Annotated in this window: 9 protein-coding genes; 7 read left to right on the top strand and 2 right to left on the bottom strand. The window is 71.4% G+C overall.

Translation table 11 applies throughout. The features are described from left to right. The first annotated feature begins 44 nt into the window (after positions 1 to 44). From ACWIHT_RS28565 to ACWIHT_RS28555, 3 genes are all read left to right on the top strand, one after another. Positions 45 to 1,025: an alpha/beta hydrolase gene (locus ACWIHT_RS28565; protein ID WP_456171156.1), complete on the top strand. Its 981-nt coding sequence runs from the start codon at positions 45 to 47 to the stop codon at positions 1,023 to 1,025. A gap of 103 nt (positions 1,026 to 1,128) precedes the next feature. Further along, complete coding sequence (locus ACWIHT_RS28560; RefSeq protein WP_456171155.1) at positions 1,129 to 2,226, top strand: helix-turn-helix domain-containing protein; 1,098 nt, start codon at positions 1,129 to 1,131, stop codon at positions 2,224 to 2,226. A gap of 226 nt (positions 2,227 to 2,452) precedes the next feature. Then, positions 2,453 to 3,793 (top strand): jacalin-like lectin, encoded by a 1,341-nt coding sequence (locus ACWIHT_RS28555; protein ID WP_399115838.1) that lies wholly within the window; start codon positions 2,453 to 2,455, stop codon positions 3,791 to 3,793. A 77-nt stretch (positions 3,794 to 3,870) separates the two neighbouring features. Here ACWIHT_RS28555 and ACWIHT_RS28550 read toward each other — a convergent pair whose 3' ends face one another. Then, positions 3,871 to 4,866: an Lrp/AsnC family transcriptional regulator gene (locus ACWIHT_RS28550; RefSeq protein ID WP_456171154.1), complete on the bottom strand. Its 996-nt coding sequence runs from the start codon at positions 4,864 to 4,866 to the stop codon at positions 3,871 to 3,873. Positions 4,867 to 5,007: 141 nt separating this feature from the next. On the opposite strand from ACWIHT_RS28550, the gene ACWIHT_RS28545 reads away from it, so the two are divergent. Further along, positions 5,008 to 6,630 (top strand): MFS transporter, encoded by a 1,623-nt coding sequence (locus tag ACWIHT_RS28545; protein WP_456171153.1) that lies wholly within the window; start codon positions 5,008 to 5,010, stop codon positions 6,628 to 6,630. A 70-nt stretch (positions 6,631 to 6,700) separates the two neighbouring features. On the opposite strand, the gene ACWIHT_RS28540 is transcribed toward ACWIHT_RS28545, so the two are convergent. Continuing rightward, on the bottom strand, positions 6,701 to 7,660 hold the full coding sequence (locus tag ACWIHT_RS28540; protein WP_456171152.1) for an SMP-30/gluconolactonase/LRE family protein: 960 nt from the start codon (positions 7,658 to 7,660) through the stop codon (positions 6,701 to 6,703). 291 nt (positions 7,661 to 7,951) lie between these two features. Between ACWIHT_RS28540 and ACWIHT_RS28535 the strand changes: the two genes are divergently transcribed. Genes ACWIHT_RS28535 through ACWIHT_RS28525 form a run of 3 tightly spaced genes read left to right on the top strand, consistent with a single transcriptional unit; the run spans position 7,952 to position 11,582 of the window. Further along, positions 7,952 to 9,298 carry a flavin-containing monooxygenase gene (locus ACWIHT_RS28535; RefSeq protein ID WP_456171151.1) on the top strand — a complete coding sequence of 449 codons (1,347 nt, stop codon included), beginning with the start codon at positions 7,952 to 7,954 and terminating at the stop codon, positions 9,296 to 9,298. Continuing rightward, entirely contained in the window at positions 9,295 to 10,173 is an 879-nt protein-coding gene (locus ACWIHT_RS28530; RefSeq protein ID WP_456171150.1) for an SDR family NAD(P)-dependent oxidoreductase, read from the top strand. The genes ACWIHT_RS28535 and ACWIHT_RS28530 overlap by 4 nt, the downstream gene beginning before the upstream one ends. Beyond that, positions 10,170 to 11,582, top strand: a complete 1,413-nt coding sequence (locus ACWIHT_RS28525; RefSeq protein ID WP_456171149.1) for an aldehyde dehydrogenase family protein — start codon at positions 10,170 to 10,172, stop codon at positions 11,580 to 11,582. Before ACWIHT_RS28530 ends, ACWIHT_RS28525 begins: the two co-directional genes overlap by 4 nt. The last annotated feature ends 4 nt before the right edge of the window (positions 11,583 to 11,586 follow it).

The raw sequence follows: 11,586 nt of genomic DNA, 5'->3' as shown, positions 1-11,586 counted from the left end.
AGCATGGCCGTACGAGCCGCCGCGCCCAGCGTGAGGAGAAGCGCATGACGTCCGTCCCGCCCCCGCCCCCGTTCGACCCCGAACTCACCGCGGCCCTGGAGCTGATCAAGGAGTTCATCTCGCCCGGGATGTCGCTGGAGGACATCGAAGAGATCCGCCGGGGCCCGGCGATCACCCAGTCGATGGAGATGGACCTGACCCTGGACGGGGCCTTCGACATCGAGGACCGGGAGGTGGCGGGTCCGGTGGGCGAGCCCGCCGTCACGCTGCTGATCGGCCGCCCGGCCGCGCCCGCGACCGCCGGACCGCTGCCCGTCATCTATCACGTGCACGGCGGCGGCATGGTGCTCGGCGACAGACGGGTCGGGGTGACCGGGGCACTGGAGTACGCGCGGGAGTTCGACGCGGTGGTGGTGTCGGTGGAGTACCGGCTGGCACCCGAACATCCGCATCCCGCGCCGATCGAGGACGTGTACGCCGGTCTGCTGTGGACGGCGGAGCACGCGAAGGAGATCGGCGGCGACCCGGAGCGGATCGTCATCATGGGCGCGAGCGCGGGCGGCGGTCTGTGTGCCGCGCTCGCCCTGCTCTCCCGGGATCGCGGCGGCCCGCGCCCGATCGGCCAGTTGCTGCTGTGCCCCATGCTCGACGACCGCAACGACACCCCCTCCGCGCATCAGATGGTCGGCGTCGGCGTCTGGGACCGCACGGCCAACGAGACCGGCTGGACCGCGCTCCTCGGCGACCGCCGCGGCGGCCCCGACGTGTCCCCGTACGCCGCACCGGCCCGCGCGGAGGACCTCGCCGACCTGCCCCCGGCCTTCCTCGACGTCGGCTCGGCGGAGACCTTCCGCGACGAGGTCGTCACCTACGCGTCCCGCCTCTGGCAGGCGGGCGGAGTCGCCGAACTCCACGTCTGGCCCGGCGGCTTCCACGGCTTCGACGGCTTCGCCCCGCAGGCGGCGCTGTCTCAGGCGGCACGGGCCGCGCATGTCGGCTGGCTGCGGCGGCTGTTGGGGACGTAAGCGGCACGGGAGACCGCCTCCGCACTCCCCCCGCGTGCCACGCCCTCGACGGAACCTGGTCCGCGGACTCCTTTACTCCGGTTCCATGACGCACCATGGGGATATGAAAGAGCTGGCCGGGCGCCTGACCGCGCTGGATCCGGACGCCGGTGCCGCCGTGCGGGTCATCGGCTACTTCGACCGGCTCGCCGAGTCGCGGGCCGGTCTTGAGGCGCTGGTGCGTGGGGCGGCGGTACTGGCCGGGTGCGCCGCGAGGCTGATCGACGCCGAACGGCGGGTGCGGGTGCGGGTCGAGGCGGACGGCACCCGCAGGGACACCGCGGAGCCGCCGGACCCCGCCTGGCCGTCCGCCGCGCTGACACCGGGCGGTGCTTCGGCGCTGTGGCTGGAGCGTACGGCGGACGCGGCGCCCAGCGTCGTCGACGCGGTGATCCTGGAGCGGGCGGCCGGTGCGGTACGACTCGTGCTGGACCGCACCCGGGGCCGGGTCTCCGCCGACGACCCGGAGCTGGTGGAGACGCTGCTCGACGCCACCGCCCCCGAGTCGGCCCGGCTGCACGCGGCCCGCCGTCTGGGTCTGGACGTGGCCGACACCGCGACCCGGGCCCGTGTCGTCGCCCCGCTCGACGGGCGGCCCCGAGTCGTCACCGCGCCGCGGGCCACCGGTACGATCAGCGCGCGGCCGGTGTCGCTCGCCCCGCACCAGGACGGCGATCCGCAGCCGCCTCCGGCGCACGCGCTCCGGGTCCCGATGGACGCCGAGCTGCCTGCCGGACGACTGGGCATCGGCCCGGCCGTCCCCGTACTGGACCTGCCCCGCTCGTGGGCCGCGGCCCGCACCGCCCTCCGCTTCACCGCCGACGGGACCGCTCAGGACCCCGGCGAGCGGATCGTGCACGCCGACGCGCTCGGCGGCATCACCCTCCTCGCCGAACTGGTCGCACCGGGTGCCGAACCGCCGCCCGACGTCCACGACTTGGAAGCGGCGGCGGCGAACGCGCCCTGGCTGCTGGCCACTCTGCACGCCGTCGCCGCCACCACGAGCCTGCGCGCGGCGGCCACCGAGATCAACGTCCACCACTCCACGCTCCAGGACCGGTTGACCCACGCGGAGTCCCTGCTCGGCTGGCCGGTGCGCACTCCGCAGGGGCGACTGAGGCTCCAACTGGCGCTGACGATGCGGCATTTGGCGAGGTCCTAGCGGCGAGGCCGAGCGTGAAGCGCTTCCCGGAGCGCCCGTGCCCGGGACGGTATCCGCCCGCACTGACAACAAACGGGCACGCAAGGGCACTTGGCCACCTCCGTGTCACGCGGAATTCCCAATTCGGTGCAGCCGGAGGGGAGTCACAGCAAGCGCTTGTCGCTACATTTTGACATGACCGCCGCACCACCCTCCCCCTCTGTCACTCCGCAGGAGGCACTTCCCCATGCGCAGACTTCTCGCCTGTCTGGCGACCGCTGCCGCGGCCCTGGGCGGGCTCACGGTGGCTGCCGCCACACCGGCCGCCGCCGCGACCTCGGGCAGCTTCAGCGTGCTCAGCTACAACGTCGCCGGGCTGCCCGAGTCGCTGTCCAGCGCCTCGACGCCGCGCGACACGAGCACCACCGCGATCGGCACGCGCATCGCCCCGTACGACATCGTGAACGTGCAGGAGGACTTCAACTACCACGCCTACCTGTACTCCACCGACACCCACCCCTACCGCACCGCGACCAGCGGCGGCGCGGGCATCGGCAGCGGGCTCAACACCGTCTCCAACTACGCCTGGGACGGCGACGACTTCGAGCGCGTCCACTGGAACTCCTGCCAGATCGACTCGGGCGACTGCCTCACCCCCAAGGGCTTCACGTTCATGCGCGAGCGCCTCTCCGAGGGTGTGTACGTCGACTTCTACAACCTGCACACCAACGCCGGCACCAACGACGGCGACGAGGCCTCCCGCGCCGACAACCTCAGCCAGCTGACCTCGTTCATCAGCACCCACTCGGCGGGCAACGCCGTCGTGGTGATGGGTGACACGAACACCCGCTACACCCGCGCCGCCGACACCATCGCGGAGTTCGGCGCGGCCAACGGACTCACCGACGCCTGGGTCAAGCTGATCCGCGGCGGCGTCGCACCGGTCAAGGGCAGCGACGCGCTGGTGTGCGACCAGACCGGGGCCACCGTGCCCAACACCTGCGAGGTCGTGGACAAGGTCCTCTACCGCAGCAGCAAGCTGGTGACGCTCAACGCGACCTCGTACAACAACGAGCACGCCAAGTTCCTCACCTCCGACGGGCTGATGCTCTCCGACCACGACCCGATCACGGTCGGCTTCACCTGGTCGCAGAACGCGGACTTCCAGCTCAGCGACCAGTTCGGCGGCCCGCACGGCGACTACTACCAGGACATCGACAGCGTCCCGGCCGCCGCCCGCGCCACCAAGATCTCGCTGCGCTCCGGCTCCCGCGTCGACCAGGTCGGCATCACCCTCGCCAACGGCACCACGCTCACCCACGGCGGGACCGGCGGCACCGCGTCCTCGCTGACGCTGGGCAGCGGCGAGTACGTGACGTCGGCGTACCTGTGCGAGAGCAAGTACAACGACACCACGCGGATCTTCTACGCCAAGTTCACCACCAACCTGGGCAACACCCTGGCCGGTGGCACCACCACCTCGGACTGCGTGACCCGCACCGCCCCGTCCGGCTGGCAGATCGCCGGCTTCCACGGACGCTCCGGCGACGAGCTGGACAAGGTCGGCTTCATCTACACGAAGCGCTGACCCGCACCACGGCACCATGCCCGTCCGCCGGATCACCCGCCGCCGCGGGTGGTCCGGCCCGGTGCTTCCCGGCCGCCCTACGCGAACGCCGGCGGCACCAGCCGACCGCGCGAGATCAGCGAGGTGGCCTGCTTCAGGCGGTGCACGTGGATGCTCACGGCGTAGCCGTCGACGCCCGGGACCGCGGCGACCTTGGTGGTCAGATAGCGGTACAGGTCCTCCGTGTCACGGCAGATCACGACGACCATCACATTGGACTCACCGCTGATGGCGGCGGCGAAGGCGACCTCGGCGTGGTCCGCGAGTTCCTCGCCGACGTGTGCGAGGCGGGCGGGGGCGACGCGCAGCCACAGGGTGGCGTTGAGGGCGAACCCCAGTTGCGCGGAGAGCAGTTCGACGTCGAAGGTGAGGGCGCCCGAGTGCTCCAGCGCCTCCAGGCGGCGAGCCACACGGGCCGTGGACCAACCGGTGACATCGGCGAGCTGGGTATGGGTGGCGCGGCCGTCCTCCGCGAGCGCGTCGAGGAGCGGGGTGTCCTCGTCGGTGAGGCGTACAGGCGGTCCGGTGGGGGTCAACGGCCGGTCTCCGACGAGGAGTTGGATCTGCTCGGGCGTGAGGTGACCGCCGTAGCCCGTCCAGTCGCTTCGGCCCGTCGTGCCGAAGGGATGGATGAGCAGGTCGATGCTGACGTCCAACACCGATGCCGACTTGGGCAGTTGGCGGAGCAGGACGTCGTCGCGCGGCACATGGACCGGCGCGGTGATGACACAGATGATCTCCGAACCGCCGGACGCGAGCCCCGCGTAGGCGATGTCGGGCCGTCGGGTGAGTACGTCGGCCAGCGGGCCGACCCGGTCGGGGCGGCAGCGGATCCGGGCTACCCAGCGCGCGTCGCCGTGGACGGCCGGGTCGACGAGGCCGACCACCCGCATCACCCCGGCGCGGCGCAGCGCGTGGAAGCGTCGGGCCGCGGTCTGCTCCGAGACCCCGGCCACCTCGCCGACCAGCCGGAACGAGGCGCGTGGCGCGCACTGGAGGGCGCGGAGGATTTTCCCGTCGACTGCGTCTGTCATGGGGAAAGTCTGACACCTGCGCGAGCCTGCTTGGAGGTTTCCGGTCGCTTCCCGGTCGCACGTTGGTGATTGTCGATGCCGGGGCCGATCCTGGGACGCGTGCCCGTTCGAGGGCACCGCAGTCAAGAAGGAGAGTTCTCCGTGAACGTCACGACCCCGGCGAGCGGGACGGCCGACCGGCGGGCGGCCACCCTCGTCATGGCCTGCCTCGGCGTCTTCGTCGCCTACTTGCCGGTGACCACGGTCGCCGTGAGCCTGCCCGCCATCCAGGCGGCGCTCAACGCGTCGACCGCCCAACTGTCCTGGGTCCAGGACGCGTTCGTGCTGCCCATGGCCGCGTTCATCCTCACCGCCGGTGTCTTCGGCGATGTGCACGGGCGCAAGAAGGTGTTCCAGGCGGGCCTGCTGTTCGCCGCCGCCGGAGCCGCCGTCGCGCTGTGCGCGCAGTCGGTCCAGGTGCTGTGGATCGGCCAGGCCCTGGCCGGTCTCGGCGCGGCGACCCTGCTGCCCACCACCCTCGCGCTGATCAGCCACGCGGTGCCCGACCACCGGGAGCGCGGCAAGTTCATCGGCCTGTGGGCGACGGCCCTCATGGCCGCGCTGGCCGTCGGCCCACTGATCGCGGGCGTCATCCTCGACCACACCTCGTGGCGCTGGATCTACCTGCTGTCCGTCCCCGTCCCGCTGATCGCGCTGGGCGTGGCGACCCTCCTTCTCCCGGACTCACGGGCCCCGCACGGCCGGAAGCTGGACTGGCCCGGCCAGTTGACCGCGACCCTCTCCATCACCGCGCTCGTCTACGGCGTGATCGAGGGCGGCGCCGGTTCCTTCACGGACGTCAAGGTCATGGTCGCCCTGTTCACGGCGGTGGCCGCCGGTGTCGCCTTCGTGTTCGCGGAGCGGCGCAGCGAGAGCCCGATGCTGGATCTGACGCTGTTCCGCAGCCCGGCGTTCACCGCCACCACCCTGGTCGCGATGATCACCTTCCTGGCGCTGATCGGCTTCTTCTTCCTGCTCAGCCTGTACTTCGGCCTCGTCCAGCAGCTCGACACGCTGGGGGCGGCCTGGCGGCTGCTCATGGTCACCGCGGCGGCGATCGTGGTCGGCCAGCCGGTCGGGCGGCTCATGCACCGGGTCGCCCCGCGCGTCCTGATCACCGGGGGTCTGCTCGTCATCTCCGGCGCGCTGTTCTCGCTGACCGGCGTCGACGCCGACACCTCGTTCGGGTCCATCGCCTGGCGGCTGGCGCTGCTGGGCCTGGGCATCGGGACCGTCCTGACGCCCATGACCGCGACCGCCGTGGCCTCCGTGCCGTATCAGCAGGCGGGCATGGCCGCGGCCGGCAACAACGCGTTCCGGCAGGTCGGCGGCGCGCTCGGCCCGGCCGTCCTGGGCGCCCTGCTCACCACCAAGGCGCTGGACACCCTGCCCGGCCACCTCACCGACGCCGGAGTGACGGGCGCGACGCAGCACAGCATCGTGGCGACCGCCGACGCCGGCGGCCTGGGCGCCGTCGCCCATATGAACCTCGGCGTGAACACCGGCCGGGCGCTGGGCGCACTCGGCGACTCGTTCCTGGACGGCATGCGGCTGTGCCTGGTGGTGGCCGGGGCGCTGACACTCCTCGCGGCACTGGTCTGCGTGCTGCTGCTCCGCCCACGGCAGAGCGCTGCTTCTACGACGACTCCGGTCGCCGGCGCGAACACCGCGGGCGCGGCAACGGCGGCTGTCGGGACGGCAGTTGAGCCGACGCCGCACCGCTGACGCGCTGATTCACCTATGGGCGGGGCTCCCTTCGCGAAGAGCTGCGAAGGGAGCCCCGCCCGCTGTCGCGTCAGATCGACACGGCGACGGCGGTGAACGTCGTGTCGGGCGTCTGCGGGGTGGTGAAGCGGGCGTTGACCAGATAGAGCCGGTTGCCGAAGCGGGCGGCGGTCGTGGGCACGTCGAAGCGCGGGTCGGTGATCGTGCTGCGCAGGGTCGCGGTGGTGACCTGGGCGTCGAGGTCGAACACGCTGATCCGGTTCAGGCGGTTCTGGACGACGTACAGCGTCCGGCCGATCCGGAACAGACCGTCGCCGTTGACCACGTCCGAGGCTCCGCTGAGGACGATCTCGGTGGCTGCGCCGGTCCTGAGGGACACCCGGTAGAGCTTGCCGGGGCTGCTGCTGACGACGATGAGGCCGTGGCCGTCCGGAGTGCCGACGATGCCGTTCGCGTTGTTCACCCCGGGCGTCTGCACCCAGTCGCCGGTGAGCGGCAGGGCGGTGACCTCGCCCGTACGGCCGCGGGGGACGCCGTAGAGCACGGCGTCGAGGGAGTCGGTGAACCAGGCGCGGTCGCCGAGCAGGGTGATGTCGTTGATGAAGTGGCCGGTGGTGGGGGTGAGTTGATAGGTCGTCAGGATCTCGCCGGTGCGGGAGTCGACGACTCGCGCGGCTCCGGTGCTGCCGGCGACGTACAACAGGCCGTCGTGGTCGAGCTTCAGCCCGACGGAGACCAGGCCGGTGGCGCCCTCGGAGAGGACCTTGCCCGCGCCGGTGCGCAGGTCGGTGCGGTAGATGGCGCCGTTGGCGCGGGAGCCCAGGTAGGCGTACGGCCTGCTACCGATGGCGATGCCCTCGGGGAGCCAGCCGTTGGGCAGCGGGAACTCCGTCGGCCAACTGGCCGCCGGGGAGGACGAGTTGGCGTGTGCCGTGCCGGTGCCGGTGCCGGTCGTGATGGCGAGGGCGGTCAGGGCGGCGCCGCCGAGTAAGGCGGCGCGTCGGCTGGGCTGGGGGTGGTTCCGGGTCATCGTTCGGGCCTCCGGGGACGAGTGAGGTCGGGTGCGGTCGGGCGAACTCGGCGACTCGGGCGAGCCCTGGGACTGAGGTGAAATCTTCTTCAACTCCACGCCAAGGCCCGGTATTTGGGCAACGGCCCGTCACGGCCCGGAGTTCCCACCCGTCCCATCCGTATCCAGCACGGTCAGTTGTCCCGGCCGCCGGGGTCCGGTCCCTGGCCGCGCGGGTCAGTTCCCGCAGGACAGCGGGTGCATACGTTTCCTCCACCACCCGTGAAACGGGACGACCGAGGAGGCAGGCTCGTGACGGAAAGCCAGTTGGACACGTGTGTGATCGGGGCGGGGCCCGCCGGGCTGGCGGTCGCCAGGGCGCTGATGGAGCGGAAGCTGCCGTACACGCAGCTGGAGCGGCACACCGGGGTCGGCGGGATCTGGGACATCGAGAATCCGGGCGGGCCGATGTACGAGTCGGCGCACTTCATCTCCAGCCGGACCCTGTCGGGCTTCAGCGGCTTCCCCATGCCCGATCACTTCGCGGACTATCCGCCGCACCGGCAGATCCTGTCGTATCTGCGGTCCTTCGCCGACGCCTACGGGCTGACGGACCGGATCGAGTTCGGCGTCGGGGTCGCGAGCGTCGAGAAGAACGCGGACGGCACCTGGACGGTCGTCCGGACCGACGGGCGGGAGAGTCTGCACGGGCAGGTCGTGGTGTGCACGGGCTCGCAGTGGCACCCCAACATCCCTGACATTCCTGGGAAGTTCAGTGGGGAGATACGGCACACGGTCGGGTACCGCAGCGCGGAGGAGCTGCGCGGCAAGCGGGTGCTGGTCGTGGGTGCGGGGAACTCCGGCTGTGACATCGCGTGCGACGCGGCCCGAGCGGCCGACCGTGCGGTGATCAGCATGCGGCGCGGCTACTGGTTCATCCCCAAGCATCTGTTCGGGCAACCGGTGGACACCATCGCCAACAGCGGTCCGCACCTGCCGATGTGGCTGGCGCAGCGCGTCTTCGGCGGTCTGCTGCGGATCGTCAACGGCGATCCGACGCGGCTGGGGCTACAGAAGCCGGACCACAGGCTGTTCGAGACGCATCCGGCCATCAACTCGATGCTGATCCACCACCTCCAGCACGGCGACATCACCGCCCGGCCCGGCATCGCCCGCGCCGAGGGCAGCACCGTGCACTTCACGGACGGCACGAGCGACGACTTCGACCTCATCCTGTTGGCCACGGGCTTCGTCCACAAAGTCCCGGTCGCGCAGCGGTACTTCGGCGACGAGCAGCATCCCGATCTGTATCTGTCGTCGTTCTCGCGCGAGCACCGGGGCCTGTTCGGGATCGGGTTCGTCGAGACCAACGCCGGGGCGTACCAACTCTTCGACATGCAGGCGCAGTTGATCGCCGGGTATCTGCACGACGCGCGGCACGGGCTGGCAAACGCGGAACGGTTCACGCGGATGATCCGCGCCGACCGGCCGGATCTGTCCGGCGGGCTGAAGTTCGTCGCCTCGCCCCGGCACACCGGTTACGTCGACAGCGGGGCGTTCGTGAAGCACCTCGGCAAGGTGGCCCGGCAGCTGGGCTGGCGCACCGAGGGCCAGGCGCCGCCGGTGCGCTCCCCGCGACGGGTGGGGACGGCGGCATGAGGCGGTTCGACTTCACCGACAAGGTCGTGCTGGTGACCGGTGGCGCGGGCGGTATCGGCAGTGCGCTGTGCCGACGTTTCGCGGCGGGCGGCGCGCTCTGTGTCGTCGTCGACATCGACGGGGCCCGTGCCGAAAAGGTGGCCGCCGCGCTGCCCGGCGCCGGACACTCGGGCATCGGCTGCGATCTGACCCAACGCGCCCAGCTGGAGGGGCTGTTCGAGCGGGTAGGCGAGGCGCACGGCCGACTCGACGTGCTGGTGAACAACGTGGGCATGACCAGTTCGGAGCGCTTCGACGCGCGCAGTGTCGAGAGCATCGAGCAGGAGATCACCCTCAATCTGACCTCACCGCTGGTCGCCACCCGGATCGCGATCCCGCTGCTGAAGGCCTCGCGGGACGCCCGGGTGGTCACCACGGTGTCGCTGGGCGGGATCTTTCCGCTGGGCGAGACCCCGATCTACACGGCGTCCAAGTTCGGGTTGCGCGGCGCGATGCTCGCCATCGGTCTTGATCTGCGCGGCAGGGGCATTCTGGCGGGGTCGGTGCTGCCCTCGGCGACGGACACCCGGATGCTGCGCCAGGAGGCCGTGGACGGCGGCAACTCGATGCAGTTCCAGGACCGGCCGCAGCAGCCGGCGAACGTCGTCGCGGCCGTGGTGAGCCTGCTGGACAGGCCACGTCTTGAGGCCTATCCCCGGTCCGGCGAGTCCCGTCTGGTCCGGTGCGCGATGCTCGTCCCGAACCTGCTGCCCAGGATCTTCCCCCTGTTCCGCAGGCGCGGCGACCGCGGCATGGCCCGCTATCTGGAGGAACTCCGCAGTCGCGGACTGGCCCGACAGACCGACGGGCGCTGGGAGTTGGTGGAGGAGGCATGACCAGGAATGAGACGCTGACCGTCGTCAACCCGGCCACCGGCGAGCCGCTCACCACCCTGCCCGCCGCGAGCGCCGACGACGTCACCAAGGCCGCCCAGCGGGCCCGACTCACCTACGAATCAGGGGTGTGGTCGCGGCTGCCGATCCGCGCCCGCAGTGCCGTACTGCTCCGGCTGGCCGACCTGATGGAACGGGACGCCGAACTCCTCGCCCGGCTCGACAGCGAGGACGCGGGCAAGCCGATCACGGAGTGCCGTACGGGAGATGTGCCGGGGGCGGTCGAGGCGGTCCGCTGGTTCGCCGAGGCGGCCGACAAGGTCTTCGGCCGGATCGCGCCGGGCGGGTCCGACGCGCTCGGTCTCGTCGGCCGCGAGCCGGTCGGTGTCGGCGCGGCGATCCTGCCGTGGAACTACCCGCTGGCGATGGCCAGTTGGAAGGTCGGCCCCGCGCTGGCAGCCGGTAACTGTCTCCTGGTGAAGCCCGCCGAGGCCACCCCGCGCTCGGCCCTCCACCTCGCCGCCCTCGCCACCGAGGCCGGTCTGCCCGACGGCGTGCTCACGGTACTGCCGGGCCACGGCGCGGAAACCGGCGCCGCCCTCGCCCATGACCCCCTCGTCCGGGCCCTCTCCTTCACCGGCTCCACCGCCACCGGCCGCCTCATCCTCAGGGCAGCCGCCGACAGCAACTTCAAACGCGTCTCCCTGGAGATGGGCGGCAAGAGCCCCCAGGTCCTGATGGCCGACGCGCTCTCCTACGGCGACGAGCTGATCGACGACATGATCGAGGCCGCGTTCCTGACCATGGGGCAGAACTGCACTGCCGGATCAAGGGTGTTGGTGCACCGGAGCATCGCCGAGGAGGTCGTGGAACGGTTCACGGCGGCGGCACGGAACCTCGTCGTCGGCGATCCTGCCGACCCGCGGACCCAGCAGGGGCCGCTCATCGACCGCGCCGCCTTCGACCGGGTGGCGGGCGCCGTCGACGCCGCCCGCGCGGCCGGGGCCCAGATCCACACGGCGGGACTCCCCCACGGGCTCCCCGCGCACGGCGCCTACTACCCGCCCACCGTGATCACTCGCGCCCCCGCCGAAAGCGCCGTACTCACAAGGGAGTTGTTCGGTCCCGTGGTCACCGTCGAGACCTTCGCCGCCGAGGAGGAGGCGGTACGGATGGCGAACGCCGGCGAGTACGGGCTCGCCGCCTCCGTGTGGACCCGCGATCTCGACACCGCGCTGCGGCTGGCCCGTGGCATCGAAGCGGGGGTGGTCTCCGTCAACTCCTACAGCGAGGGGGACATCACCACCCCGTTCGGCGGCTGGAAGCAGTCCGGGTTCGGCGGCACGGAGAAGTCGACGAACGCCTTCGACCAGTGGACGCGGGAGAAGACGGTCTGGATCCGCACCCGTTGACCCG

The organism is Streptomyces sp. NPDC002276 (assembly GCF_053891435.1).
This window is presented reverse-complemented; position numbering and strand designations above follow the sequence as displayed.

What these genes read in the sequence shown, in the direction of transcription:
- ACWIHT_RS28565 (WP_456171156.1), top strand. Translation starts at nt 45, where the DNA reads ATGACGTCCGTCCCGCCCCCGCCCCCGTTCGACCCCGAACTCACCGCG.
- ACWIHT_RS28560 (WP_456171155.1), top strand. Translation starts at nt 1,129, where the DNA reads ATGAAAGAGCTGGCCGGGCGCCTGACCGCGCTGGATCCGGACGCCGGT.
- ACWIHT_RS28555 (WP_399115838.1), top strand. Translation starts at nt 2,453, where the DNA reads ATGCGCAGACTTCTCGCCTGTCTGGCGACCGCTGCCGCGGCCCTGGGC.
- ACWIHT_RS28550 (WP_456171154.1), bottom strand. Translation starts at nt 4,866, where the DNA reads ATGACAGACGCAGTCGACGGGAAAATCCTCCGCGCCCTCCAGTGCGCG.
- ACWIHT_RS28540 (WP_456171152.1), bottom strand. Translation starts at nt 7,660, where the DNA reads ATGACCCGGAACCACCCCCAGCCCAGCCGACGCGCCGCCTTACTCGGC.
- ACWIHT_RS28530 (WP_456171150.1), top strand. Translation starts at nt 9,295, where the DNA reads ATGAGGCGGTTCGACTTCACCGACAAGGTCGTGCTGGTGACCGGTGGC.
- ACWIHT_RS28525 (WP_456171149.1), top strand. Translation starts at nt 10,170, where the DNA reads ATGACCAGGAATGAGACGCTGACCGTCGTCAACCCGGCCACCGGCGAG.